Origin of the sequence: Haloferax prahovense DSM 18310 (assembly GCF_000336815.1) — an archaeon.
GTDB lineage: Archaea > Halobacteriota > Halobacteria > Halobacteriales > Haloferacaceae > Haloferax > Haloferax prahovense.
In genome coordinates, this window is the sequence record NZ_AOLG01000058.1 from 20,333 (window position 1) to 45,066 (window position 24,734).

Annotated in this window: 25 protein-coding genes; 14 read left to right on the top strand and 11 right to left on the bottom strand. The window is 63.2% G+C overall.

Annotated features, from left to right (window positions below; genetic code table 11):
• The first annotated feature begins 143 nt into the window (after positions 1–143).
• Together C457_RS18605 and C457_RS18610 are read left to right on the top strand one after the other, a co-directional pair.
• Entirely contained in the window at positions 144–1,286 is a 1,143-nt protein-coding gene (locus C457_RS18605) for an aromatic ring-hydroxylating oxygenase subunit alpha (RefSeq protein ID WP_008097078.1), read from the top strand.
• Entirely contained in the window at positions 1,279–1,653 is a 375-nt protein-coding gene (locus C457_RS18610) for a hypothetical protein (protein WP_008097080.1), read from the top strand. The genes C457_RS18605 and C457_RS18610 overlap by 8 nt, the downstream gene beginning before the upstream one ends.
• Positions 1,654–1,684: 31 nt before the next feature.
• On the opposite strand, the gene C457_RS18615 is transcribed toward C457_RS18610, so the two are convergent.
• Complete coding sequence (locus C457_RS18615) at positions 1,685–2,335, bottom strand: helix-turn-helix domain-containing protein (RefSeq protein WP_008097082.1); 651 nt, start codon at positions 2,333–2,335, stop codon at positions 1,685–1,687.
• Between the two features lie 248 nt (positions 2,336–2,583).
• Between C457_RS18615 and C457_RS18620 the strand changes: the two genes are divergently transcribed.
• Positions 2,584–3,456, top strand: coding sequence for a hypothetical protein (locus C457_RS18620; protein WP_049913725.1), 873 nt, complete (start codon positions 2,584–2,586; stop codon positions 3,454–3,456).
• Between the two features lie 5 nt (positions 3,457–3,461).
• Here the strand turns inward: C457_RS18620 and C457_RS18625 are convergent, their stop codons facing one another.
• On the bottom strand, positions 3,462–3,842 hold the full coding sequence (locus C457_RS18625; protein ID WP_004972257.1) for a Rid family detoxifying hydrolase: 381 nt from the start codon (positions 3,840–3,842) through the stop codon (positions 3,462–3,464).
• A gap of 122 nt (positions 3,843–3,964) precedes the next feature.
• Positions 3,965–5,206: a threonine ammonia-lyase gene (gene ilvA, locus C457_RS18630; protein ID WP_008097085.1), complete on the bottom strand. Its 1,242-nt coding sequence runs from the start codon at positions 5,204–5,206 to the stop codon at positions 3,965–3,967.
• Positions 5,207–5,576: 370 nt separating this feature from the next.
• Here ilvA and glyA point away from each other — a divergent pair, with 370 nt between their 5' ends.
• Both glyA and C457_RS18640 read left to right on the top strand, forming a co-directional pair.
• Positions 5,577–6,824 carry a serine hydroxymethyltransferase gene (glyA, locus tag C457_RS18635; protein WP_008097091.1) on the top strand — a complete coding sequence of 416 codons (1,248 nt, stop codon included), beginning with the start codon at positions 5,577–5,579 and terminating at the stop codon, positions 6,822–6,824.
• A 232-nt stretch (positions 6,825–7,056) separates the two neighbouring features.
• On the top strand, positions 7,057–7,476 hold the full coding sequence (locus C457_RS18640; protein ID WP_004972263.1) for a GlcG/HbpS family heme-binding protein: 420 nt from the start codon (positions 7,057–7,059) through the stop codon (positions 7,474–7,476).
• A 60-nt stretch (positions 7,477–7,536) separates the two neighbouring features.
• Here C457_RS18640 and C457_RS18645 read toward each other — a convergent pair whose 3' ends face one another.
• From C457_RS18645 to C457_RS18655, 3 genes are all read right to left on the bottom strand, one after another.
• Positions 7,537–8,694, bottom strand: coding sequence for a M20 family metallopeptidase (locus C457_RS18645; protein WP_008097094.1), 1,158 nt, complete (start codon positions 8,692–8,694; stop codon positions 7,537–7,539).
• Positions 8,695–8,810: 116 nt separating this feature from the next.
• Positions 8,811–10,043, bottom strand: coding sequence for a Cdc6/Cdc18 family protein (locus tag C457_RS18650; RefSeq protein WP_004041152.1), 1,233 nt, complete (start codon positions 10,041–10,043; stop codon positions 8,811–8,813).
• A gap of 864 nt (positions 10,044–10,907) precedes the next feature.
• Complete coding sequence (locus C457_RS18655; RefSeq protein WP_008097102.1) at positions 10,908–11,474, bottom strand: TATA-box-binding protein; 567 nt, start codon at positions 11,472–11,474, stop codon at positions 10,908–10,910.
• A gap of 289 nt (positions 11,475–11,763) precedes the next feature.
• On the opposite strand from C457_RS18655, the gene tenA reads away from it, so the two are divergent.
• From tenA to C457_RS18670, 3 genes are read left to right on the top strand one after another with little or no spacing between them, the layout of a single operon-like run.
• Positions 11,764–12,429: a thiaminase II gene (gene tenA / locus C457_RS18660; protein ID WP_008097104.1), complete on the top strand. Its 666-nt coding sequence runs from the start codon at positions 11,764–11,766 to the stop codon at positions 12,427–12,429.
• Entirely contained in the window at positions 12,426–13,256 is an 831-nt protein-coding gene (locus C457_RS18665; RefSeq protein WP_008097105.1) for a TenA family protein, read from the top strand. Before tenA ends, C457_RS18665 begins: the two co-directional genes overlap by 4 nt.
• Positions 13,250–14,779, top strand: coding sequence for a sodium:solute symporter family transporter (locus tag C457_RS18670; RefSeq protein ID WP_008097106.1), 1,530 nt, complete (start codon positions 13,250–13,252; stop codon positions 14,777–14,779). The genes C457_RS18665 and C457_RS18670 overlap by 7 nt, the downstream gene beginning before the upstream one ends.
• A 47-nt stretch (positions 14,780–14,826) precedes the next feature.
• On the opposite strand, the gene C457_RS18675 is transcribed toward C457_RS18670, so the two are convergent.
• A complete protein-coding gene (locus tag C457_RS18675; RefSeq protein ID WP_008097107.1) occupies positions 14,827–15,219 on the bottom strand; it encodes a pyridoxamine 5'-phosphate oxidase family protein in 393 nt (130 codons plus the stop codon).
• Positions 15,220–15,504: 285 nt separating this feature from the next.
• On the opposite strand from C457_RS18675, the gene C457_RS18680 reads away from it, so the two are divergent.
• A complete protein-coding gene (locus C457_RS18680; RefSeq protein ID WP_008097108.1) occupies positions 15,505–16,524 on the top strand; it encodes a lipid II:glycine glycyltransferase FemX in 1,020 nt (339 codons plus the stop codon).
• An 18-nt stretch (positions 16,525–16,542) separates the two neighbouring features.
• Here the strand turns inward: C457_RS18680 and C457_RS18685 are convergent, their stop codons facing one another.
• Positions 16,543–17,553 carry an aldo/keto reductase gene (locus C457_RS18685; RefSeq protein ID WP_008097109.1) on the bottom strand — a complete coding sequence of 337 codons (1,011 nt, stop codon included), beginning with the start codon at positions 17,551–17,553 and terminating at the stop codon, positions 16,543–16,545.
• Positions 17,554–17,634: 81 nt separating this feature from the next.
• Complete coding sequence (locus tag C457_RS18690; protein ID WP_008097110.1) at positions 17,635–18,372, bottom strand: sporulation protein; 738 nt, start codon at positions 18,370–18,372, stop codon at positions 17,635–17,637.
• Between the two features lie 318 nt (positions 18,373–18,690).
• On the opposite strand from C457_RS18690, the gene C457_RS18695 reads away from it, so the two are divergent.
• Complete coding sequence (locus tag C457_RS18695) at positions 18,691–19,254, top strand: hypothetical protein (RefSeq protein ID WP_233516867.1); 564 nt, start codon at positions 18,691–18,693, stop codon at positions 19,252–19,254.
• An 88-nt stretch (positions 19,255–19,342) separates the two neighbouring features.
• On the opposite strand, the gene C457_RS20465 is transcribed toward C457_RS18695, so the two are convergent.
• Positions 19,343–19,558, bottom strand: a complete 216-nt coding sequence (locus C457_RS20465) for a hypothetical protein (protein ID WP_004971465.1) — start codon at positions 19,556–19,558, stop codon at positions 19,343–19,345.
• Between the two features lie 385 nt (positions 19,559–19,943).
• Here C457_RS20465 and C457_RS18710 point away from each other — a divergent pair, with 385 nt between their 5' ends.
• The 3 genes from C457_RS18710 to C457_RS18720 all read left to right on the top strand — a co-directional run bounded on the left by C457_RS18710 (position 19,944) and on the right by C457_RS18720 (position 22,638).
• Entirely contained in the window at positions 19,944–20,183 is a 240-nt protein-coding gene (locus C457_RS18710) for a hypothetical protein (protein ID WP_049913727.1), read from the top strand.
• A gap of 746 nt (positions 20,184–20,929) precedes the next feature.
• Positions 20,930–21,358 (top strand): DUF7539 family protein, encoded by a 429-nt coding sequence (locus tag C457_RS18715; RefSeq protein WP_049913728.1) that lies wholly within the window; start codon positions 20,930–20,932, stop codon positions 21,356–21,358.
• A 671-nt stretch (positions 21,359–22,029) separates the two neighbouring features.
• Positions 22,030–22,638: a hypothetical protein gene (locus C457_RS18720; RefSeq protein ID WP_008097117.1), complete on the top strand. Its 609-nt coding sequence runs from the start codon at positions 22,030–22,032 to the stop codon at positions 22,636–22,638.
• 105 nt (positions 22,639–22,743) lie between these two features.
• Here C457_RS18720 and C457_RS18725 read toward each other — a convergent pair whose 3' ends face one another.
• Positions 22,744–23,952, bottom strand: a complete 1,209-nt coding sequence (locus C457_RS18725) for a CBS domain-containing protein (protein WP_008097118.1) — start codon at positions 23,950–23,952, stop codon at positions 22,744–22,746.
• Positions 23,953–24,264: 312 nt separating this feature from the next.
• Here C457_RS18725 and C457_RS18730 point away from each other — a divergent pair, with 312 nt between their 5' ends.
• Complete coding sequence (locus C457_RS18730) at positions 24,265–24,693, top strand: universal stress protein (RefSeq protein ID WP_008097119.1); 429 nt, start codon at positions 24,265–24,267, stop codon at positions 24,691–24,693.
• Positions 24,694–24,734 lie beyond the last annotated feature (41 nt).

Below are 24,734 nucleotides of genomic sequence, written 5' to 3' on the forward strand. Positions count from 1 at the left end.
CCTTTTTCCGTCGTCCGACTCAAAACCCGTCGAGAGCGTCGCTGACGGCCGAACCGTCGCGCCACCGCGATTATCCACCGCCACTTATACGGGTCCACTATTCCCGACGAACCCTTTTCCAAAGATGTGTGTTTCTTCCTCCCATGACACGGTGGAACAACAATCGTGACGAAATCGGTGCGGTTAGCGCCGACATCACTGCGGAAACGAACGCGTTGCCGGCGAAGTACTTCACGGACCCCGAGGTCCACGAGATGGAAAAGGAGAAAGTGTTCGGTCAGTACTGGGTCTACGCGGGTCACGCGACCCACATCCCGGACGCCGGCGACTACTTCACGCGAACCATCGGCGGCAAGCAGATAATCGTCACCCGCGATGACGACGGCGACGTACGGGCGTTCTACAACGTCTGTGCCCACCGCGGGTCGAAGATGCTCGACGACACGCCGATGACCGACCCCGGAAGCCTCAGTCGAATCACCTGCCCGTACCACCTCTGGGCGTACGAACTCGACGGGTCGCTCCAGAGCACTCCGAAGAGCTTCGAGGAGGCGAGTCTGAACCCCGACCTCGACGACGACGCCGTCAGCGAACTCGACCCCGAAGAGAACGGCCTCATGGAGGTCAATACGGACGCTATCGGGCCGCTCGTGTTCGTCAACTTCGAGGACGAACCGAGCCTCTCGCTGGCCGAACAGGCCGGGTCGATGAAGACCGAACTCGAAGACCTGCCGCTCGGCGAGTACGAACACGCCCGCCGCTACGTCTCCGAAGTCGAGTGCAACTGGAAGACGTTCAGCGGGAACTACTCGGAGTGCGACCACTGTCAGGCGAACCACCAAGACTGGGTCCGGGGACTCGAACTCATGGACTCCGAACTCGAAGTCAACGACTACCACTGGGTGCTCCACTACAAGCACAAAGAGGACGTCGACGACGAGATGCGCATCCATCCCGAGCACGAGGCCAAGTTCTACTACTTCTGGCCGAACTTCACGGTCAACATGTACGGCACCGCCGACGGCTACGGTACGTACATCATCGACCCCATCGACGAGGGGCGCTTCCAACTCATCGCGGACTACTACTTCCGCGACGCCGACCTCTCGGAAGAAGAAGAGAAGTTCGTCCAGACGAGCCGACAGCTCCAAGAGGAGGACTTCGAACTCGTCGAACGGCAGTACGAGGGGCTCAAGTCCGGCGCGCTCGGGCAGGCACAGCTCGGTCCGAACGAACACACCGTCCACAAACTCCATCGACTCGCACAGGACGCTTACAATGCCTGACGACGAGGATGCCAAACTAGCCGAAAAACCACGCGCCGGCGTCGTCACCTGCCCGGCGTGCGACCTCCACGTCTCCGTCGCGGAGCCGAACGACGCCGTCGAACTGTACCGACGACACGCGAACGTCACCGGCCACGACGTCGAGTGGGAGCGCGTCGCGTTCGACGCCGAGGCCGAGAGCGACGACGCGAAGGAGGCGCTCATCGAACTCGGCGAGGACCACCCCGACGGCGTCGCGCTCGGGCGACTCGCCGCGGCGCTCGCAGACAACGGCGTCGCCATCGGCGAAACGCTCGACGCCGTCCGCGACCTGCGGATGAGCGGCGAAATCTACGAACCGCAGGACGACTACGTCCTCGCCGTCTGACTCCCACACCTTTTTTGCGGGGCTCACCCGGTCACTCGTCGAGAAGAATCGACTCGACCAGCTCCGCGGTCCCCCGTCTGATGCGCCCGCTGACGGCCGTCGGCGAGATGTCGAGTACCTCCGAGAGGTCGTCTAACGCCGCCTCTCGCGGCTCCTCGAAATACCCGTGTTCGTAGGCGGCGACCAGCGCGTCGCGCTGTGCGTCGGTGAGTTTGCTCGGCTCGCCGTTCATCCAGCCGTCCTGTCGGAACATCCGGTTCAGCTCGAAGGTGATGTCCTTCGCCTCGCAGTACTCCCACAGCTCCGAGAGCGCCTCGCGGTCCGATAGCTGGAGACGGACCCGCCAGCCCGCCGTGTCGTTGCTGCACGCGTCGAGCATGAGCCCGCCGAGCTCCGTGACGATAGGCGAGAGGAGAATCGCGTCCGTCGTGTGTCCGATGCGATACACCGCGGCGTCGTCTCGCTCGGAGACGAGTCGCCAGTCGCTGACTGTGTGGTCGACTTCTAACGCCGCTTCGAACGCCGAGCACTCCGCGCCCTTCACGACGAAGAAGAACAGGCCGGTCTCGGGGTCCGTCGCGGACTGCGAGACGACGTCTATCTCGCTCGCGGCTTCCGACCGAATCGTCGGCGTCAGCGCGAGGTCGTCGTGCGCGATGTCGGCAACAGTTATCAAACTCATCGTGTCTTTACCTCGTAGTCCAAGGGGTTCGAGACCGAGCAAACCAGAGCGTCGGATCGGTTGAAGTACGCGAAGTCGTTTCGACGTTCGCGGTGAAAACGTTTCTCGTGAGCACGATATAGTAGTTTGAACAGCAGATTCTTGTTAATAGTTTTCGCCGCATATTCTGTGGGACTATATAAATCCACTCAGTATTCCACACCGCTTTTCAGGGAGTCCCGGCGCGTCCGTGGTGACCGAGACGGACAATGAGTGTGGGCACATCGCTTCGGCGACTGGGCGAATTCCTCGAAGAATGCGAGCGGACGGACGCCGCGAGCGTCCAAGAGTCGTCCGTGGCGGTCACGGAGACGGGCGCGTCGGCGGACGTCGAGTTCGCGCTCTCGTCGAGCGCCGGCGGCGGCTCCGGCGTCGGAGTCCGAGGGACCTCTCTCGACTCCGACGGGACGATTGGGCTCACGCTCGAAGTCGACGACGTGTTGCCGAGCGGTCGCGAACACGTCGCCGTCGATGCCGCGGACGTCTCGCTCGACGGGGAGCCGTCGGTCGTCGTCACGGTTGCGGCCGATTCGACGCCGACGGCTCCGAAGGAGACGGGCGACGCCGATACCGAGTCACCCGAGACCGTCCGGAACCCGAACGTGCCGGCGTTCGAAGACACGCCGTACCTCGAAGCCGTGTACGCGCGGTACGAGACGTTCGAGCGGATGGCCGACGCCTTCGAGATGGACGTGACCGACGAGACGGTCCGCAGGTACATGATAGACCAAGGCGTCCACGAGCCGTCGTCGTATGAAACGTCGCTCGCCGGCGAGCCGGCGGCTATCGAGCGAGCGCCGACGCCGGCCAACGACGCCGGCGAATCGCCCGAGGCGCTCGCCGACGGCATCGGCCTCCCCGAGTCCGTCACAATCGACCAACTCGCCGACGCCGCCAACGACGCCAAGACCGTCTACGAGTTCGGGAAGGTGCTTGGCCTCGAACGTATGGACGCGCTCGAACTGCTCCAAGACCTCGACTTGCTCGAATTCGTGATGGGCCGTCTCACCACCGACGACGACCCCGATGTGAGTCGAGAGGACGTCGTGGCGCGCATCAGAGCGTCGGCCGGAGAGAAGTAGCGGCGTTACTCGACCGCGGCGATGGCCTCGATTTCTACGGCCGCGCCCTTCGGCACGTCGCCGACGCCGACCGCGCTCCGAGCGGGCGGTTCCACGTCGAAAAAGGCGCTGTACGCCTCGTCGAACGCGTCGAAGTCGTCGATGTCGTCGAGGAACACAGTCGTCTTGAGCACGTCTTCCGGCGTCAGCCCCTCGGCGGCGAGGATGGCCTCCACGTTCCGAAGGCACTGACGCGTCTGTTCTTCGACCGATTCGTCGTCGAGCAGTTCCCCGTCCGGGGTGAGCGGGAGTTGCCCGGCCGTGACGAGGATAGAGCCGTTCGTCGTCGCTTGACTGTACGCCCCGACCGCGGCGGGCGCTTCGTCGGTATCGATGATTCGCTTCACGGGGAGAGTGTCGGCGTTCCCGTCCTTCAAGCTGTGTCCCGACGGAACTCGCACGAGGTATCAAAATAAAGGTAGGTTGTGCTGAGACCGCGAGAGCGACCGAAACCGACGAGCGACGCGGGCTATCGCCGGGCCGAAACGTCGTCGACCGCGTAGCCCGCGTCTTCTATCGTGTCCACGACGGCCGCCGCGTGTTCGGCCCCTTTCGTCTCGATGCGGAACAGAAGGTGCGCCTCGCCGACGTCGAGGGCGTCGACGGCGCGGACGTGGCGAACGTCGTGAATGTTCGCGTCGCGGTCGGCGATGAGTCGAGAGAGCCGCGCCATCTCGCCGGGCTCGTCTCGGATTCGGACCCGAAGGCGCAGCGTCTGCCGGCGGCTGGTGAGCGCATGGACGAGCACCGTCTGGAGCATCGTCATGTCCAGATTCCCTCCGCAGAGCAGCGGCATGACGGTCTCGCCCTCGACGTCGAGGTGGTCGCTCAGCACGGCGGCGACCGAGGCGGCACCGGCACCCTCCACGACCTGCTTGGCGCGTTCGAGCAAGAGGAGGATGGCCTCTGCGATTTCCCCGTCGGAGACCGTGACGACCTCGTCGACGTGTTCCTCGATGGTTCGGAGCGTCAACTCCGAGATGCCGCCGGTCGCGATGCCGTCGGCGATGGTGTTCGTGTCGTCGAGCGTCACGGGAACGCCTTTGTCGAGGCTCTCGTGGACCGTTTCCGCGCCCGCGGCCTGCACGCCGACGACGCGAATCTCGGGGTCGTGGTGCTTGATGGCGGTCGCGATACCCGAGATGAGCCCGCCGCCGCCGATGGGGACGACTACGGTGTCCATCTCGGGGAGGTCGCGATACATCTCGACGCCGAGCGTTCCCTGCCCGGCGACGATGTCGCAGTCGTCGTACGCGTGGACGAACTCGGCGCTCGACTCCTCGGCGAGCGACTGCGCGTACGCCATCGTCTCCTGGAAGTCCTCGCCGACGAGTTCGACCGCCGCGCCGTAGTCGCGCGTCGCGTCGATTTTCGTCTGCGGGGCGTTCTCCGGCATCACGACCGTGGAGTCGGCTCCGCACTCGGTCGCGGCGAGCGCGACGCCCTGGGCGTGGTTGCCGGCGCTCGCGGCCACGAACTCGTCGATTCCGCGGTCGGTGTCCTGTCGAATCTTGTTGTACGCGCCCCGCGTCTTGAACGACCCCGTCCACTGGAGATGTTCCATCTTCAGGTAGACGTCCGCGCCGACGAGGTCGCCGAGCGAGGTGCTCCGCTCTATCGGCGTCCGCTTGACGACGCGGTCGTTTTCGAGTCGCTCGCGCGCGCGTTCGATATCGCGGTACTGTACCGGGAGCGACTCCGTCTCACTCATCGGCGACTCACCCCGGCGGTCGGTCGCACGGCGCGCCGGGACGGCAGGCGCGTGTCGCCTCGGGTTCGGGACTGTCCGTAAACTGTGATAGTTCTTAGCACGGTATGTGAGAAACGTGACGAAGTTCCAATATAGAGCTATCGCCGGTCGGCGCTCGTCTGGGTGAGAACCGAGCACAGTACATGCCGTTTTTGGCAGTCAACAACCTCAATTCGGATTATTCGCAGACAGCCACAACGGGCGCTCGTCGCGCCTCTCGGCCCGACCACAGAACATATTCGTTCTGTCAAGTTGTGGTTCTCGCCCGGCGTTCCACCCTCGTCTCGGGGGTCGGCGAAGCGTTATACCGCAGAGTCGAGATGCACCCACGATGCCTTACGACACCGTTCGAGAGACCGACCCGGCCGTCGCCGACGCGCTGACGGGCGAACGCCGGCGGCAGAACGACACGCTCGCCATGATAGCGAGCGAGAACCACGTCAGCGAGGCGGTTATGGAGGCCCAAAGCTCGGAGCTGACGAACAACTACGCCGAGGGCTACCCGGGAAGCCGGTACTACGGCGGCTGCGAGTACGCCGACGAAGTCGAACAACTCGCCATCGACCGCGCGAAGGAACTCTGGGGTGCCGACCACGTCAACGTCCAACCGCACTCGGGGTCGCAAGCGAACATGGGCGTGTTCCTCGCCGTGCTCGACCCCGGCGACAAGATTCTCTCGCTCGATTTGACCCACGGCGGCCACCTGAGCCACGGCCACCCGGTGAACGTCGCGGGGAAGACGTACGAGGTCGAACAGTACGAAGTCGACGCCGAGACCGGCTACGTCGACTACGAGCAACTCGCCGAGAAGGCCGAGGAGTTCGACCCGGACATCATCATCTCGGGGTACTCCGCGTACCCGCGGGAAGTCGAGTGGGAGCGCGTGCAGGCCGCGGCCGAAGCGGTCGACGCGTACCACCTCGCCGACATCGCCCACATCACCGGCCTCGTCGCCGCGGGCGAACACTCCTCGCCCGTCGGCGTCGCGGACTTCGTCACCGGCTCGACCCACAAGACGATTCGCTCGGGTCGCGGCGGCATCATCATGTGCGACGAAGAGCACGCCGACGACGTCGATTCCGCGGTCTTTCCCGGACTCCAAGGCGGACCGATACTGCACAACGTCGCCGGCAAGGCGGTCGGCTTCGGCGAGGCGCTAACCCCTGAGTTCGAGGAGTACGCGTCGCAGGTCGTCGATAACGCCGCCGCCCTCGGCGAGCGGCTACAGGAGCGCGGCCTCGAACTCGTCTCCGGGGGCACGGACACCCACTTGGTCCTCGTCGACCTCCGGCCGTCGCACCCGGACACGACCGGCAAGGACGTCGAAGCGGCCCTCGAAGAGGTCGGTATCGTCCTCAACGCCAACACGGTTCCCGGCGAGAGTCGCTCGGCGTTCAACCCCAGCGGTATCCGCGCCGGCACGCCCGCGCTGACGACCCGCGGCTTCGATGAGGAGGCCTGCCGAACCGTCGCCGACCTCATCTACGAAATCGTCGACGCGCCGCACGACGAATCAGTCAAGGGGTTCGTCGACCAGAAGGTCGACGAACTGACCGACGAGTACCCGCTGTACGACTGAGTCGACCCCGGCCCCAACCCGCGCGACTCACCTCGGACCGAACGGTCCCGGTTCGCGACCGTCGGCGGCGACATGAATTGTCAGTATTTCTACCACTATTGTTTTGCCGGGGAACCGCTCCGGGCGAGACTCAGACGCCCGAAATCGACGGATAGAAGCAGATTCAGTCGCCGACTCGGCGCGGCGGCGCACGTATAAGTAGGGCCGTCGAGACCGGTTTCGACGAAGCGATATGTCCGATGCAATCAATCTCGAGACGGCGAAGGTACTCATCGAAGCGGCGGAAGCGGAGGCCGAATCGATGGGACTGCGAATGGTGATTACGGTCGCGAACCCGGAGGGTAACCTCATCGCACAGCACCGAATGGACGACGCGTGGCTCGCGAGCGTCGACATCTCTCGAAACAAGGCGTACACGGCGGCCGCGCTACAGACGCCCACGCACGAACTCGCCGAGCCGACACACCCCGGCGAGTCTCTCTGGGGACTCCAAACGACCGACGAGAATCGGCTCGTCGTCTTCGGCGGCGGTTATCCCCTCGAAGTCGACGGCGAAATCGTCGGGACCGTCGGCGTCAGCGGCGGCGAGGTGTCCGAAGACATGGCGGTCGCGAGCGCCGCAGTCGAGCGGTTCGAAGAGCTCGTCGAATAATCGAAGTCGCTGTCAGCCGCTTTTTTCGAGTCGTTCGGCCGAGGGCCGACGTTCAGACCGTCAGTTCTCCACGTCTTCGAACAGTCCACGGAGTGCCGTGCAGAGAATGTCGTACCCGGCTTCGACCTCCGACAGCTCGATGTACTCGTCGTAGGCGTGGGCCTGCGCCATCGACCCCGGACCCCACGTAATCGCGTCCATCCCGGCGTCGTTGACGAGGTTCCGAACGTCGGTCGCCGCCCGAATGCCCCACGGTTCGGGGTCGGTGTCGGCCCGCTCGGCGGCCGCGTCCCGAAAGCGCGTCGCGATGTCGCTGTCGGTCGGAACCGCCGCCGACTCGTAGACCCGCGTTCGCGCCCACTCGACGTGCAGGTCGTGTTCGGCCGCGACGTCGGAGAGCACCGCGTCGATTTCGGCGTCGACCTCCTCGACGGACTCCGAGGGAACGAACCGCCTGTCGACCGTTATCGTCGCCCCCTCCGGGACGACGTTCTCCTTGGTCCCCGCCTCGAACTGCGTGACCGTCGCAGTCGGCCGGCCGACGAGCGGGTCGGACCGCTGTCGAATCCGCTCGTCGTACGCCGCGAGCGCGTCGAGGACGAGTCGGGCGTTCCCGATCGCGTTGTCGCCCTCGTCGGGCCGACTCGCGTGCGATGGGTCGCCACCGACGGTAATCTCGTACCAGCCGAGGCCCTTCGCGCTCGTCGCGGTTCGCAGCGACGTGGGTTCGAGCACGACGCCGTAGGTGCCGTCGTAGCCGCGTTCGAGGAGTGTCTTCGTTCCCGGTTCGGCCGTCTCCTCCCCGACGGCGGCGTGGAACACGAGCGACCCGTCGAGGGATCCGGAGTCGAGCGCGTCGGCGAATTCGACCGTCGCGAGCATCGCGAGGGCGACGCCGCACTTCATGTCCGCGCTCCCGCGACCGTACAGCCTACCGTCTCTGACAGTCGGTTCGTACGGCGGGAGGTCCCACTGGTCGCGGTCGCCCGCCGGGACCACGTCGAGGTGGCCGTTGAGGACGACCGAAGGCTCACCGTCGCCGACGCGGGCTACGACCTGCGGTCGGTCGGGATACGGTTCCTCGACGAGCGTCGCCGAGACGCCCCGAGATTCGAGCCAGTCGTACACGAAAGCCGCCGCCGCCCCCTCGTCTCCCGGCGGGTTCTCGGTCTCTATTTCGACGAGACTCGTGAGCAACGATAGTAACTCCTCGTCCATGATTTCGGTCGTCTATCGACAGAGACGGGCGTGTGTTAAGGGTTCGTGCGATAGCTTTTTTTCCAACTCGACCGTCAGCGTGGAAGATTCCGTGCGAACGCACGCGTCGGGCATCGCTATTCGAGCGTGGAGATACGACTGTCTCGGAGAAGCACCCGCTTGACGATGTCCGGGTCCTCGAGAAGGCGGTGGGTCCCGTGGACGCCCTGCCCGCGGCCGCGACCCCGGACTTCGGACTGGATGACGTTGAGGAAATCGAGTTCCTGCAGGAGTTCTTGGACGCGGCGCTCCGAGAGTTGGTCCATGTCGAGGTCGTCGGCGACGGTGAGGTACTGTCGATAAATCTTGTTCGTCGTAATCTCGGCGGTCTTTCGGCCGCCGGTCTGGAGAACGAGGGAGTAGAGGACGGCCTTCGACTGCGTTGCGGTCCCTTCGAGGAGTTCGCTGAAGCGGTCGGCTTCGCTCTTTTCTTTGGCGGCCCGCACGTGGTCGTCGGTGACGGTCTCCGCGCTCTCGTTTCGGGCGATACGACCGGCGTTACGGAGGATATCGATTGCCTTCCGCGCGTCGCCGTGTTCCTGGGCGGCGAGCGCGCTCGCGAGGGGAATCACGTCGTCGGTGAGGACGCCGGGCTTGAACGCGTCCTTCCGGTTTTCGAGGATTTCGCGGAGTTGGTTCGCGTCGTAGGACGGGAAGACGAGTTCGTCGTGGGCGAAACTCGACTTGACGCGCTCTGTGAGTTCCTCGGGGTAGTCGATTTTGTTCGAGATGCCGATGATACCGATACGGGAGTCCACTATCTTCTGGTTCTCGCCCGCGCGCGAGAGCTTTCGAAGCACCTCGTCGTCGCGGAGCATGTCGATTTCGTCGAGGATGACGATGGTCACGTCGGAGCAGGTGTCGAGCACCTGCCACAGCCGGTTGTAGTAGTCGCCGGTCGACAGCCCGCGCTCGGGAATCGTCATCCCGCTTTTCGACGGGTCGTTGACCTGCGAGGCGAGCGTCTTGATGACCGACGCCTCGGTGTGCTGTTCGCCGCAGTCGATGACGGCGATGCGAACGTCGACGTCCTCGCGGACCGCCTCGTGTTGGAGCCGCTCGCTCACGAGACGCGCGGTGAGCGTCTTTCCCGACCCGGTCTTTCCGAAGATAAACAGGTGGGTCGGTTCGCGTCCGAAGATGGCGGGGTTGAGCGCCTGTGCGACTTTCGACATGTGCTCGTCGCGGCCGACAATCTTGTCGGGACCGGGGAGATGAGAGATTTTGAGGATATCCTCGTTCGCGAAGATAGGCTGGTCGTAGCGGAACAGCGGGTCGCGAGTCCCGCCCTCGCTCTCGTCCGATGTCATGTGAGTTCGGTATTCATACTCACCCGTAATAAAGGTGAAGGGGTGGACTCGCGTTTGTAACAGCGACAAATACGGCCGTTTGAGCGGTATTTCAGTCCCGGTTTTGGATTCGACGATCAACGAGTAGTATCGCGCAAGTAAGGCTGTCAGACACCACCCTCGCGTTTGTAACGCGCGAGACGGTCTCGGGGGAACCACTCACTGGAGGGGTACGCTCGCGTTTGTAACTCGAGTCGCGAGAGACCACCCTCGCGTTTGTAATTGAACGGGGGGAGTACCGTCGCGTTTGTAACGTTGAGCGTCGAAAGCACCGGTGCAGACACACCACCCTCGCGAATGTAACGCGAATCGGCGTGGGGGTGGTCCGCAGGTCGAGTGATTTCCGGATATTTTTGCTTCTATATTTACAAACGCGAGGGGGGTGTGTCGAATTCCTCTAGGGTCTGGCGTAGCCGTTACAAACGCGAGGGGGGTGTGTGTGTACTCCCGAGCGCAGACGGACGAATCATGAACAACACCCATTTCGAAGAACAGCCACGACACCTCGACACGCATCCAACGACGCGATGCCGTTCTCCTCACTGACGCACCGAACTAACACTAGTAGCTAGACTACTAGTTCTACTACTCAACACAACACCACAACACCACAACACCACAACGACAAGCAACGAATCAGAGACTAAAGGAGACGGGGCGGACGAGAAGCGGGAGCCGACGGACAACAACCCGAAAACAGCCACCGTCAGCACCGATACCGTCTCCCGACCTCCAGTTAACCGCCTTCCCAACTTCGCCAACACGTCAGTACGTCACCCGGTGTCTCAACGGCCACCGAGTACCCGTCGACTACCCACCGAGTGCTCACCCGAACAGTCCGAGCTCGCGAACGTCCTCGTCGACCGTTTTGAGCGCTGCTTCGGCGTCGGCAGTCCGCTTCGCCCCCGTAATCACGATTTTTCCGCTTCCGAACATGAGGACGACGACGCTCGGTTCGTCGAGACGGTAGACGAGTCCGGGGAACTGCTCGGGTTCGTACTCGACGGCTTCGAGACCGAGACCGATGGCCAGCGCGTTCAGGTTGAGCGCCTCGCCGAGGTCGGCGCTCGAAACGATGTTCTGGACCGTAATATCCGCATCCTCGGGAACGGGCACGCCGAGGTCGGTGAACTCGTCGAACAGCGTTTCGATGGCCGTGCTCACGTCGTCGACGCTGTCCGCGCCGGTACAGACGATTTTCCCAGACCGAAAGACGAGACACGCCGACTTCGGGTCTCGGGTTCGATAGACGAGTCCGGGGAAGTTCTCGGGGTCGTAGTCCGTCCCGTCCATATCGAGCGAGAGTCGTTCGAGGTCGAGTTCGACCGGAACCTCCGTCGAAGCGACGACGTTCTGAATCTCGATGGACCCGACGGCGTTCACGTGCGACATCTTGTGGATTCGTTGACACTCGTCTGTCTTAAACTACCGGGGTCGTTCATCCGCGTTAATCACCGGACAACCGGACAATCGGGAGACTAACCGGCCGTCAGACGGAAGCAGTCGAAACTGGGTAACGGCCCGGATTTGGCAACAGTCGAAACTGAGAACCCGTCGAACGGGAGGCGAACCCGCCGAACAAATCCGATACGATAGCCCGAGACACCCGCTCTCCAGATTGGATAACCAATGAATACCACCTCATCATAATTCTTTTTAGCGTCTTCTTCGATTACTCGCCATGGCGTTCACAGACACGATACACGACGAGGCCGACGAGTTCTGGTCGGCCATCCTCGACCATCCGATGGTCGTTCGACTCGGGGAGGGGAGCCTCGACGAGGAGCCGTTCCGCTACTGGGTACGGCAGGACTACGTCTACCTCGTCGAGTACAGTCGGCTCTTCGCGCTCGGTGCCGCGAAGGCCCCGACGCTCGACTCCATGCGGACGTTCGCGAGCCTCCTCGAATCGACCGTCAACGAGGAGATGGACCTCCACCGGAGCTACGCCGCCGAGTTCGGCATCGACCCCGCCGAACTCGAAGCCACGAGGCCGTCGCCGACGACCCGGGCCTATACTGACTTCCTCGTTCGTACCGCGACGCTCGGCTCCTTCGGCGACATCGTCGCCGCCCTGCTTCCGTGTATGTGGGGGTTCAACGAGACGGGACGCCGGCTCGCCGACGCGGGGGCTCCGGACCACGAGCAGTACGCCGCGTGGGTCGAGATGTACGCCGGCGACGAGTTCACCGAACTCACCGACTGGTGTAAGTCGCTCATGGACGACGTGGCCGCGAGCGCGACCGAGTCGGACCGCGAACGCTACCGCGACCTGTTCCGCACGTCGGCGCAGTACGAGTACCTGTTTTGGGACGCCGCCTGGCGGCGAGAGGAGTGGCCCCTATGACCGACACGGACTCGTCGACCCCCGAGACGTACGACGAGTTCGCCGCGTCGCGGTCCGACCCGCGCTTTACCGACTGGCTTCGCGAGCGCGCGGGCGACTCGTGGCGCGACGCGACGAGACATCGACTGACGCGGGAACTCGCCGCCGACGAACTCACAGACGACGTGTTCAGACAGTACCTCGTACAGGACTACGCCTTCGTGGAGACGCTCGTCGGCGTCTTCGGCCACGCCGTCGGTACCGCGCCGACCATGGAGTCGAAGTCGGAACTCGTCTCGTTCCTCGGCGTTCTCACCGACGACGAGGACGACTACTTCCTCCGGGCGTTCGACGCGCTCGACGTGCCCGAGTCCGTCTACTCCGACCCGGAGACTACGCCGGCGACGCGCGCCTTTATCGACCTGCTCGAACGCGCCGCGGGGCAGGGCGGGTACGCCGAGACGCTGGCGGTGCTCGTCCCCGCCGAGTGGGTCTATCTGTCGTGGGCGACCGCCGCGGCTGCGACTGACCCCGCGACCGATACCGGTGCCGACGAACCACCCTCGCGGTTCTACCTCTCCGAGTGGGTCGACCTCCACGCGGTCGACGACTTCGCGGCGTTCGTCGAGTGGCTCCGGACCGAACTCGACCGCGAGGGCGCGGCCGCCTCCCTGCGTCGGCAACGGCGGCTCGAGCAGTTGTTCCGTCGCACGGTCGAACTGGAAGTCGCGTTCTTCGACGAGGCGTACGAACTGGCTCCGTCCGGCGATTTGACGGTACCTACGACTTCGTCCGCGTCCTCGAAGTCGAGCGGTCGCTCTTCTCAACCGGGTGACGGCCGATGGTGAGTTCGACCGTCGCGCTCGGCCTGACCGTCGCGACGCTCGTCGCCTTTACCGGCGTCGGCGTGTGGTTCTCCCGCGGTCGCGTCGGCTCCGTCGAGGACCTCATCAGCGCCCGCGACTCCGCGGGGAGCCGGCGGACGACGGCGACGCTCGTCGCGTCCGTCATGGGCGTCTGGGTGCTCTTTTCGGCTCCGGAGGCGGGTGCGAGCTTCGGTATCGCGGCCGTCGTCGGCTACGCGGTCGGCGAGGCAGTCCCGATGCTCGTCTACGCCCGCCTCGGCCCGCGAATCCGGGAACTCATCCCGGAGGGTCACTCGCTGACCGAGTACGCCCACGCCCGGTACGGGTCAGCGATGTACGCCTTCGTCCTCCTCGTGAGCGCGCTCTACATGTTCATCTTCCTCGCCGCCGAGCTGACCGGCATCGCGGGTGCGCTCTCGCTCGTCGCGGGCGTCCCACAGTGGCAGACCGCGCTCCTCGTCGGCGGCTTCGTCCTGCTCTACACGAGCTACGGTGGCCTCCGGGCCAGCATCGCGACCGACGCGGTCCAAGCGGTCGTCGTCATCCCGCTCTTGCTGCTCGCGTTCGCCGGCGCGCTTGTCGCGCTCGGCGGTCCCGCCGCCGCCATCGACGGTATCACGGCGACGAACCCCGCCCTTCTCGACCTCGGCGCGGTCGCCGGCCTACAGTTCGGCCTCGCGCTCGCGTTCGCCATCCTCGGCGCGGAACTCATCAACCAGACGTGGTGGCAGCGCATCTACGCGGCCGATTCGTCAGAGACGGTCGGACGGAGCTTCCGTACCGCGGCGCTCGCCAACGGCGCCATCGTGTTCGTCACCGCCTTCTTCGGCGTCGTCGCGGTCGGTAACGCCGCCGTCGTCACCGACCCCGCGAGCGCGGGCTACAACGCCGACGCCGCCTTCTTCGTCCTCCTCGGCGAGGCGTTCCCCGAGTGGCTCGTCCTCGCGGCGGTCCTCCTCGCGCTCCTGCTCGTGATGAGCTCCATCGACACGCTGTTCAACGCGCTTTCGAGCCTCGTGACCGCCGACCTCGCCCGCCTGCTCGCGGAACCGAGCGACCGCCACCTCGCGCTCGGGTCGAGAGCGCTCACAGTCGTCGTCGCGGCCGCTGCGATTTACGTCAGCCTCCGGGCCCAGAGCGTCCTCCGGCTGTTCTTCTTCGCCGACCTGCTCGGCGCGGCCGTCGCCTTCCCCCTTGTCTACGGGCTGTACTCGACGCGAATCACCGGCCTCGGCGCGCTCGCGAGCAGTCTCACCGGACTCGCCGTCGGCCTCGCGTTCTTCCCCGACCTCCGCGGCGTCATCACGTCGATTCCGGTCGTCGGCGGCCTGCTCCCCGCCGCCGACCCGCTGTATCTCAGTTCCTTCGGCGGGGCGTTCGTGGTGTCGACGGCGGCGGCGCTCGTCGCCGCCCGACTCACGGACGCCGGGTTCGACCTCGGTCGGCTCTCGCGGGAGATTCGCCGGTTCGACGACGGCCGAACTGAGGCGCCGTCGTCCGACTGAGGCGCCGTCGTCTGACTCTCTCGCCTTACTATCCCGGCTGGACGGCTTCAGTACTCGCTGACCGTCACGGTCCCCACCGAGACCCGGACGAGTTCGTTTTCGGGCCACGCGGATTCTTCGGCCCCGTACTTCCGGTTGATTCGCCGGGTCGCGTCTTTCCGGGGGTCGTCGTCGGTGACCACGGTGGCCGTCCCGAGAATCGTCACCTTCCACTGCGCCTGTCCGTTCTCGTCTTTCTGGATTGAGAGCGCGACGCGCGGGTTCTCGCGGATGTTTTCGAGCTTTCGACCCGTGGTGAGAACCTCGATTACTCCGCGGTCGTCCGCGTAGTCGAACCAGACGGGTGCGACGTGGGGACGGTCGTCGACACTGGTCGCGAGGTGCGCCATGAGCGGTTCGCTCGTCACGAGCGCCGCGGCGCGTTCGGAGAGTCCTGCCATATGCTAACTATCGTCGTGTCGGCGTAAAACGGTGACTTCGCTCCGGTTTTACAAACGCGAGGGTAGTCCCCGCGCTGCTGGTCACGTCCCGTCGAGTCGCTGGTCGCGCCACGTTCCGCCTCGTGGACGCTCGCGACTCCCGTAATCTCGCTCACCAATCTGCCCTGTTCACTCGCTCCTAACGCCAGCCGAAACGCGGTTTGGCTCCGTCCAAATTCGGTGAAATGGGCCTCATAACGGGTTCATAACAAAGTGGTATGACGCGACAGTTCAGGCACCCCACTCATGAGTATCGAGGTTCGACGGGCGACTGGAGACGACGTCCACGGCTGGGACGCGTTCGTCGAACAGTCCCCGCACGGCAACGCGTTCCATCAGTACGACGCGCTTGAGATTCAGGCGGCCCACGCCGGCGCGGAGTTGATACCGCTCGTCGGACGCAAAGGTGAGGAAGTCGTCGGACTGTTTCCGATGTTCCGCATCGACAAAGGACCCATCGCGACGGTGTTCTCGCCGCCGCCGGAACTGCGAGTCGCGTATCTCGGACCGGTCCTGTTGAACATGGATCACATGAAACAGCGAAAGCGCGAGGGCCGGCACCACGAGTTCATCGACGACTGCCTCGAATGGGTCCGCGACGAAGTTCGACCGCGCTACACCCATATCCGCCTCGACGGCCGGTACGACGACCTCAGGGCCTTCTCGTGGAACGACTACGCGATAACGCCGCAGTACACCTACCACGTCGACCTCTCGCCCGGCGCCGACGACGTGTTCATGAGTTTCAGCAGCGATGCCCGGTCGAACATCCGGAACGCGCCCGACGACGCGTACACCATCGAGGAGGGCGGTCCCGAGGAAATCGAACAAATCGTCGAACAGGTCGCCTCGCGCTACGAGGCACAGGGCATCTCGTACCGGTCGACCTCGTCGTTCGTCAAGGACCTCTACACCACCCTCCCCGAGGGACAGATTCGACCCTACGTTCTTCGGACCGACGGCGAGTTCGTCGGCGGCATCCTCGCCGTCGACTACAAGCAGACGGTGTCGCGGTGGCAGGGCGGCGTCCGTGCCGACGTGGACTCCGAACTCGCCGTCAACGACCTGCTCGACTGGCGCATCATGCGCGACGCGATGGACCGCGGGCGGACGACCTACGACCTCGTCGGCGCGAACAACCGCCGCATCAACCGGTACAAGGCGAAGTTCAACCCCGAACTCCACCCCTTCTACAGCCTCGAACGGAACGCGGCGGGGATGAAGACGCTCGCGCACCTCTACAAGACGATTCGCGAGGGCGTGTGATACTTCGCAGATTGGCCGTTAGAGCCCCGCGTAGGGGTCGGGCTTCGCCTCGGTCAGGCGGTCGACCTGCTCGTCCGTGAGGTCGATAGTCGCGGCTTCGAGGTTCTCGGTCAGCTGTTCCACCGTGCGCGCGCCGACGATGGGGGCCGTGACGCCGTCGCGGTGCATGAGCCACGCGAGCGCCGTCTGGGCGGGCGTCGCGTCGACTTCCTCGGCGACCGCGTCGAGTTCGTCGTGCACGTCGAAGTTCTCCGCCGTCAGATACGACTCCTCGAACCGGCTGGACTCCGCGGCGCGGGACTCGCCGGTGAGGCCGTCCTCGCGGGTGTACTTCCCGGTGAGGAAGCCCTGTCCGAGCGGGCTCCACGGACAGACCGCGATGCCGTACGAGCGGGTCATCTCGAGGTAGTCTCCCTCGATTTCGCGGTCGACGAGGTTGTACCGCGGCTGGGCGACGGTGAACGGCTCCCAGCCCTCGGCGCGGGCGATTTCGTTCGCCTTCGCCACCTTCCACGCGTTCGGTCGGAGGGTCGACGCGCCGAGGTAGTGGACCTTTCCGTCCTCGACGAGGCCGTTGAGGGTCTTCATCATCTCGCGGGTGGGCGTCTCGTCGTCCCAGCGGTGGATGTAGAGCACGTCCACGTAGTCGGTGTCGAGGCGGTCGAGCAGGGCGTCGATGCGGTGGCGGATGTTCTTCCGGTTCGTCCCGCGGCTGTTCGGGTCGCCGTCGCGAATCTGCCAGTAAATCTTGGACGCGATGGTGAACCGTTCTCGGTCTCGGTCTTCGAGCCAGTCGCCGATCCAGCGCTCGCTCGCGCCGCCGCCGTAGATGTCCGCGGTGTCGATGAAGCGTCCGCCGGCCGCCTCGTAGGCGTCGAGCAGTTCGTGCGCGCGCTCCTCGTCGATCTCGACGTTGCCCTGTTCGGTCTCCTTGCCGAACCGCCACGTCCCGAACTGGAGTTCGCTCGTCTGGAGGCCCGTCTCGCCGAACGGCACGAAGTCCAGGTCGATGTCTTCGGGTGTCGTCATGCTCGCACAGATACGCCGAATCGACGCAAAAACGTTGGGTAGCCGGAAGGCGATTGGGGTGAGTCGCCGCTGTCTCCGCTCTCAGGCGTTCGCGCGAATCAGCGACTCCAGTTCGTCGCGCACCTCACCCGCGTCGGTGGTCCGGACCGTCGTCTGGACCGTCCGCTCGTCCAAGTCGCTAAGCTCGCTCAGCACGCCGCCGCGACGGTCGACTTCGATGTGCAGTTCGAGCGCGTCTTCGCCCGGTCGCGGCACGACTTCGAGTTCGTCCAACTCGCCGGCGAACGGCCCCGACGTGGGTCGGAACTCGAACTCCTGGACGAAGCGCCTGCTCGCGGTGAACACGTCGTGGGGGTCGGCCTCGCACTCGGCGCTGTGCAGCGAGAAGCCGAGGTCGTCGAGCGCGTCGAAGACGGCCTGAAGCCGCGGCGTCGGCTGGACGTTCAGGTAGTCTTTGTCTTCGGGGTCGACGGCCAACTCGATGTCGAGTTCGGTTTCGACCCACACGTCGACGTTCCCGAGGGTGACGGGCGTTCCGCGAGGGATGTCGAGCGAGACCGCTCGCGTCTCCCGCTCGTCCGGTTGGATAGTGAGGCTTTCCGCGAGGGTGTACTGCGCGATATCCACCTCTCGGTAGCCCTCTTCGGTCCGGTAGCGGGTCTCCAGTTCGAACCGAATCTTCCCGATTTCCTGTTCTGTCGAACCCCCTTCGATGCGCACTTCTGCATCGACCGTCTCGCCGGCGCGGACGGTGTCGGAGGGGAGGACGGTATCGACGGTCGCGTTGCCGATTCCGATTCGTGCGAGGACCTTCTTCATGATGCACACCGACCGTCTCGTTCGCGGTGTAAGTATCTCGTGGCTCGCTACTTTCCGAGCGACAGTTGATCTCCTGTGCGACCGATTCGTTGATGCACACGCGTCGAGCCTCCAGAGGATATGGACTTGTCTCCCGACCGGGACTTGTTGACCCGCCTCAAAAAATATAAGAATTATGAATTTTGTGACGGATGAGAAATTCAAAATTGTATAATAGCCACCGAACCAGTTCCCTCAGGTGATTTTGATAGTGTCCAGATATGACAGATAAATATCTATTTACCCACCGACATTGTCTATCACCCGAGGTGTTCAGAAGTGACAACAAAACCCCGAACTCGACGAGCCGTCCTTCGGAACGCGGCGGGACTTGTGGGTCTCGTCGCGTTCGCCGGCGTCGGCACCGCGAGTTCGACCGCGAAAAGCCAGTTCGACGACGAAGACGGCAACGGTATCCCTGACGAGGGGGAGGTCGTTACCGGCGCGTACAAGTCGGTCTTGGCGTACGAGGGCGAGTACGGTTCGGGAGCGTATCCGCAGGAAGACTGGTACTGGGACCTCGGCGACGGTCGGGTCAGCGGGACGGTCGACAGCATCGACGAGCTTGACCAGGACCGTCTCACCGTCTGTGAGTACAAAGTCCAGTACCGGGGAACGTACGCGAACGACCCGTTCTTGGACACTGGCTGGGTCAGAAACCAGATCAACTGCCGCGGCTACGACGACAACGGGAACTACAACTACAACATCGTCCACGAGACGGACCCGCGGTACACGGGCGACCGCCCGCCGGCGTTCGGCGGCGACTGGGAGTACCAGACGTACGTCGTCTCCGGCGTCGGTAATCAGGTCACCCGGCCGACGTCACCACCGGGACAATAAGTCGCCGTCATCGCGATGAGTTCGTCTCGCGTCGGCTTTTTTGTCGACGGTCCGCACTCGCGCGCCTCACAGCCCAGCGCGACACGCCTCACGTCACGTACACGTCGCCTTCGACTTCGTAGAGGTAGCCCTTGTTCAGGAGCTCGTCGACGGTTTCGGGGTCTTCGCCCGCCGAGCGCACCCGGCGGCGCGCGTCCGCCACGGGCATCCCCGAGTCGCGGTCGGCGACGAGAGGCCGAAGGTGTTCGAACGCTCGCGTCGCGCGAGGAGAAAGCGGCGTGTGTCCGCCCTGTTTCGATGTCATCGAGTCCTCTATTCGCGACCACGGAACGCTCCGTAAAGAAGGTGGGTGCCGATTCGGTCTCTCGCGGGGTGGCCGGGTTCCGTCGCGCTTCGCTCTCCGTTTTCGACTCCGTCGGCGAGCCCCGCCCGAGGCAACCCATTGGCCTCGTTCTCCATATCGACAGTGCTGCCGAAAACGGTGTATCGGTCGACCTTCTCGCCGCGAAGGAGGTTCACCGTGCACACTGCGAAACGGTAGTTCTCGGTAGAACCGAGCCAGAGTGTATCCTCACCGCTGTCCGAACCGGTGACCCCGAGTGGACGAGAATCACCTCCGACGGTGGGCGATGACACGCTACCGGCTGAACCATGATGGCTGTTAACATCGTGGAGCACGATATCTGCGTATGTCTCGTCACGTGGCTTCCTTCGACATCGACTCAAAGACCGATTCGTACGCCGCTCGACGCATCTTGGAGCGAGTCTACGATACGATTCGAGAGGAGTCGTCGAGCGGCCGAGATGACTCGACCGGCACAAGCGAACTCCTCGAATCGTTCAAAACGCTCCGAGACGCAGCGAAACGTCCAACGGCAGGCAAGCTAACGATTACCTACGAACAATACGACGACGGATTCGAGAACTGAGCTCGCGGAACATCCGTCGCCGGAAGAGACGCGCAACCTCAGTGTCCCGCCCGCCAGCGTCCCCCAAGTTCTTCACGTTCGCGATCAGTATATTCTCCACTCCGAAAGACGGTCACACGTCCGTTCTCTTCGCTCAGCGTTACACTGGCAAGAACTTCTTCTCGGAGAGATACTTCTAACGCACTGAGATGTTTGGTTCCCATCCAAGCGGCAGAGGCGATGGGTGTCTCTTCGACCGCTTCAGTAGTATTTGGAGTCCGAACGCGAACCATCTGTTCTTGGATTGTCTTATCTGCGGCAATAACGACTGCTCCATCGCAGCTGAATGCCACGTTGCGGGCTGCGTCGATGAACTCATTGGATGTGATGCCGACTGACCGGCACTGTTTGACGGGCCACGTGTTGTCTCCCAGTGGATCGGTGTATCTTCCGAAATCTATGTCCGCGACGACAATAAAATAGAGACTCGGTCCGGTCACGTATGGTTCGTCCCACCGGCTGAAAGAGAGGCTCAAACTCTCCGCGACATATCTGAGGATGTCGATAGTCTCTGGAATTGTGGCGTACTCCGCTTGACTGTCGTTAGCTTCTACGATAGCTCTCTCACCGACATACTCGATGTACGGGGAGACGCTGTTTGAATGCTCTGCCCGTGATAGAGACGCCTAAGGGACATCACCGCTGACGTACCTACCATCCGTAGACGCTGTACAAACACTCATTCGGCTTGCACCCCTTCTAGAAGCATGGCCGAATTTCCAGACGAACGACAACTCGTACTACGGGCGCGTTCCCGGTTGGACCAGTGGACGAGAAGTGCCAGGATGGAGGCGTACACTGAACTGTTCGAAGGTGACGACCCCATCCTCTCCCTCGAGGAAGTGCAACTGCTCGATGCGCTCGACTCCGAACTGGAACGAGAGGGAGGCGATGGTGTCTGGGGAACCGATCAGTACGGAATTCACACGGCGGGAACCTCGAGTTCGGACTCCTCACTCGGCGTCGTCTGTGTGTACCACCCACAGATCACCAAAGACTCCGTCCTTCGCGGGGCAGACGACCTCGACGACGAGGCCGAAGAGCGACTCAACGCGGCACTCTGGCGGTACAGTGAACGGGTTGCGACGCTCATCGAAGAGGCACTCGGTGAGTTCACCCGTCAAACACAGAGCTGAGGTTCGTCTCGCCACTTTTACTACACTGTCTCCGGTGTGCGACTACCGTCTGGTTCGCCCGTGTTCCGGTTCGAGATTTAAAAATACGTCTTCCTCAGCCCCGCACTCTGGACAGGCGTGCATGAAGTGGAGACCGTCCTCGTCGCGCTTTTCGATCCGCCACTCCGACTGAGCGCGGGCTTCGTTCCCGCATACTGGACAGCGTTTGGGATGGTCTTGGAGATATGTGCTCATGAACTCGATGAACGATTTCGTCCCATGGCGGTATGACCGCATATCCGCATGTATACTGCGGCCACGCTATTAGTTATCACTCACCTGATTGGCCGTTTGCACGCGGGAGAGTGGGCGATAACCGTTGCTGAACTCCTCGAACTGGATTCGATATCGACTCCTCCGAAGCACCGAATCACCCGCCGAGAGTCGTGATCTAGACGTGTCTCGGTGAATCTCTGTTTCGGAGTGCGGATAGTGTGTCCGCACTGTGCGAACGGACGACAGGGTAAACCGTCTCCCCGGCGTATCTCAAGTGGTAGCCGTACGGCCGAACCGGTGACGACGCGTGTCGATGCAGTCCGTGTCTGCCAGACGGATATGGGCCACTCGGTGGAACACACAGCAAGCCGACTCACTTTCCGCTCGCTGCGTCCGGTACACCAAAGCCGCCAATTATGACTGAACACACAAAGAAAACGATAGAAACGCGAACGATCGACGGCGTCGAAGCACTGGTCAACGTAGATTCGGAAGAGATCTTCATCGATCTCCCCGCGTCGAATCCACGGTACATCCGCGTTCAGAAAGGCGGCCGTATCCAAGAAGGCGACGTCGGTACTCAGTCAACTGCTGAGATGGCTGGGCCGCTACTCACGCACTGGGTCGTCGAATCGATAACCGAAGAAACCGTAATAGGGAGAGATACCGAGACCAACGAGACACGGGAATGGGACCGCGAACAGCTCATTCAGCGCCTTGGGACCGGTGGACTCAGCGCAGAGCTGGCGACGTTCGGACGGGTAAGCGTCACCGAACTCGAAGAGTGGCGCGAGAGGCACACCTCCGAAGGTTCTGAAGAGGCTAAGCCGTACGTGGTTGTTACTGCGTACGGCAACAATGGGGAAAAGTTCACACAACTGTACGCGGCGACCGAGGCTGGCAACTGGGATTCACTAGAAGTAGTACAGCAAGATTCACACGTCCAGGCGCTCAGCGACGAGCTACGGACACGCTTCGACGACGCCGTCCGCGAGGCGCTCGAAGTCGAACAACGGTATCAATAGATTCGCCCTTAGTGCAATCTGCCCCTCACGGATTATCGGTCAACCGACCATACTGGTTGTCCGTCGATCGACGCCGACCAGCCCTCTCGTGGGAAGGTGAGTTCGTCACCCGCTGAGCCACCAGCCGTAGAGGTGCTCTTGAGACTCAGCGTCGGATTGCTTCTTCGACTGACCGTACGTCTTCCCCTTGAGGAGTTGGCGTTCGACCGCGTTCGCGGCGAGTCGGAGCGCGTGGGTGGCACCGTAGCCTTCGCCATCGGCCGTGAAGTAGCCGCGGTCAGTCACCAGTCGAATCCGTGCCAACACGAGTGGTACACCCCGGCTCTGTTCTTTGTGTTCCTGTAGTTCGATACTGGCCTTGATGACGCTCATCTCGCCGTACTTCGAGGTGACGCTCTCGATCAACGCGGAGACGTCGTCGTAGTCCATCCCCTCTAGCAAGTCGAGTCCGAACACTTGCACGGCGTTCCGGTCGTCGCGTTCCCAGGTGAGCGCCTCAATGACGTCCGTCTTCGTGATGATACCGACTGGGTCGCCCGTTTGGTCGGCCGTGACGACGAGCGACGAGACCTCGTGTTCGAACATCGTTTCGACGACCTCGTCGAGGGGGGCGCTTCGGCGGACCGTCACAACTGCATCGGACATCAGATTCCTGACCGGAAGGTCGAGCATCCGGTCTGAGTCGCCCTCACGAGCACCGAATCCGCCGTGTCTTCCCCCAGAGCCTCCGCGGCCACCGAAACTCCCCGGTGATCCCCCTTGGCTCTTGCTGCCGCCTCGCGTCGTGAATTCGATAACGTCGTACAGACTTACCATCCCCACAAGGTCGTCCCCGTCGATAACAGGGAGGTGGGCGATACCGGATTCCCGAAGCACGTTAAGGGCTTTTCCGATCGTCGTCTCGGGGGCCGTGCTGACGAGCTTCGGCGAATACGCGTCTTCGACGGTCGCGGCATCGAGAAACGGACGCACAGCTTTGAGGACAGCATCTGCGGTCACCACACCGAAGATACGCTCTTCATCGAGTACGGGAAGCGTTTTAGCCTCGCTCCCGATCATGAGTCGCGCGACCTCCCGAACGTCCTCGGTGCGTTCGACGGTCGGGACGTGCTGGGCCTGTGAGCCGACCTTTGCGGAGGGCTGGTTGGACGAGGAAGCCAACTGTCGGCGGCTGACGACACCACGATACTCGTCACCGTCAGTCACCACGACGGCATCGAGTTCTTGATTCTCGAATGCGCCGGCGACCTTCGACAGCGGCGTCCCGATATCGAACTCGGTGAACTTCGTGGAGAGAATTTCGGAGATATCCATGAGTAACTCTCTAGTGAGAGGGGCGCTGGACGGTTATGCCTGTCCCACACTTGGGGGTCGGAGGTGTTCGAAGGGCGGCGTTAGGTCGACGGAGAACGCCAGCAGTCCAACGAGAAGGCTACACCCGACGGCGACGACCCCCGTCGCTAGCACACTCACGTCGCCACGCGAGGCAGCTGAGTGCGTTCAACCGCCGAATCCGGCCGAGTGATGTCCACGACCCGGTCCGTGTGAACGCTCCTCCTTCACGAATCGTCGGTGCGCCACCCGCGCGGCAGTACGCTCATCCCTACTCACCACGAAGTGTTCCTCATGCCGGTCAACGTTCTCGTCGCCTTCGATGGCTCTCCGCTTTCAGAGCGCGCGCTCGCATATGCCATCGAGACCTTTCCGGACGCGTCCATCACATCGATGTACGTGATTAATCCGCTCGACTCGGTTATCGACGTGGAGGCTGGCGGCTTACCAGTCGCCGAAGACTGGCACGAGAATGCGAAAGAAGTCGCAACCGAAATCCACACGACGGCCACGGACCTCGCGGCGGAACGGAATACCGAACTCGTTACCGTCACGGAAGTCGGCAAACCGGCACGAGCAATCTCGGAATACGCCGACGACCACGACGTCGATCAGATCGTCATGGGCAGCCACGGCCGCTCGGGAATCGACCGTGCGCTCCTCGGGAGCGTTGCCGAGACGGTTACCCGCCGAGCGCGGATTCCGGTGACGATCGTCAGTTGAACCATTCGGACCAGAAGGACTCGAGGGCGGTCGATAGTGGG

Coding starts and splice junctions, on each gene's coding strand:
- C457_RS18715 (WP_049913728.1), top strand. CDS start 20,930: ATGGCCGAATTTCCAGACGAACGACAACTCGTACTACGGGCGCGTTCC.
- C457_RS18670 (WP_008097106.1), top strand. CDS start 13,250: ATGGTGAGTTCGACCGTCGCGCTCGGCCTGACCGTCGCGACGCTCGTC.
- C457_RS18665 (WP_008097105.1), top strand. CDS start 12,426: ATGACCGACACGGACTCGTCGACCCCCGAGACGTACGACGAGTTCGCC.
- C457_RS18645 (WP_008097094.1), bottom strand. CDS start 8,694: ATGGACGAGGAGTTACTATCGTTGCTCACGAGTCTCGTCGAAATAGAG.
- tenA (WP_008097104.1), top strand. CDS start 11,764: ATGGCGTTCACAGACACGATACACGACGAGGCCGACGAGTTCTGGTCG.
- C457_RS18605 (WP_008097078.1), top strand. CDS start 144: ATGACACGGTGGAACAACAATCGTGACGAAATCGGTGCGGTTAGCGCC.
- C457_RS18650 (WP_004041152.1), bottom strand. CDS start 10,043: ATGACATCGGACGAGAGCGAGGGCGGGACTCGCGACCCGCTGTTCCGC.
- C457_RS18615 (WP_008097082.1), bottom strand. CDS start 2,335: ATGAGTTTGATAACTGTTGCCGACATCGCGCACGACGACCTCGCGCTG.
- C457_RS18710 (WP_049913727.1), top strand. CDS start 19,944: ATGTCTCGTCACGTGGCTTCCTTCGACATCGACTCAAAGACCGATTCG.
- C457_RS18685 (WP_008097109.1), bottom strand. CDS start 17,553: ATGACGACACCCGAAGACATCGACCTGGACTTCGTGCCGTTCGGCGAG.
- C457_RS18730 (WP_008097119.1), top strand. CDS start 24,265: ATGCCGGTCAACGTTCTCGTCGCCTTCGATGGCTCTCCGCTTTCAGAG.
- C457_RS18610 (WP_008097080.1), top strand. CDS start 1,279: ATGCCTGACGACGAGGATGCCAAACTAGCCGAAAAACCACGCGCCGGC.
- glyA (WP_008097091.1), top strand. CDS start 5,577: ATGCCTTACGACACCGTTCGAGAGACCGACCCGGCCGTCGCCGACGCG.
- C457_RS18725 (WP_008097118.1), bottom strand. CDS start 23,952: ATGGATATCTCCGAAATTCTCTCCACGAAGTTCACCGAGTTCGATATC.
- C457_RS18690 (WP_008097110.1), bottom strand. CDS start 18,372: ATGAAGAAGGTCCTCGCACGAATCGGAATCGGCAACGCGACCGTCGAT.
- C457_RS18640 (WP_004972263.1), top strand. CDS start 7,057: ATGTCCGATGCAATCAATCTCGAGACGGCGAAGGTACTCATCGAAGCG.
- C457_RS18680 (WP_008097108.1), top strand. CDS start 15,505: ATGAGTATCGAGGTTCGACGGGCGACTGGAGACGACGTCCACGGCTGG.
- C457_RS18720 (WP_008097117.1), top strand. CDS start 22,030: ATGACTGAACACACAAAGAAAACGATAGAAACGCGAACGATCGACGGC.
- C457_RS18620 (WP_049913725.1), top strand. CDS start 2,584: ATGAGTGTGGGCACATCGCTTCGGCGACTGGGCGAATTCCTCGAAGAA.
- C457_RS18675 (WP_008097107.1), bottom strand. CDS start 15,219: ATGGCAGGACTCTCCGAACGCGCCGCGGCGCTCGTGACGAGCGAACCG.
- ilvA (WP_008097085.1), bottom strand. CDS start 5,206: ATGAGTGAGACGGAGTCGCTCCCGGTACAGTACCGCGATATCGAACGC.
- C457_RS20465 (WP_004971465.1), bottom strand. CDS start 19,558: ATGACATCGAAACAGGGCGGACACACGCCGCTTTCTCCTCGCGCGACG.
- C457_RS18655 (WP_008097102.1), bottom strand. CDS start 11,474: ATGTCGCACGTGAACGCCGTCGGGTCCATCGAGATTCAGAACGTCGTC.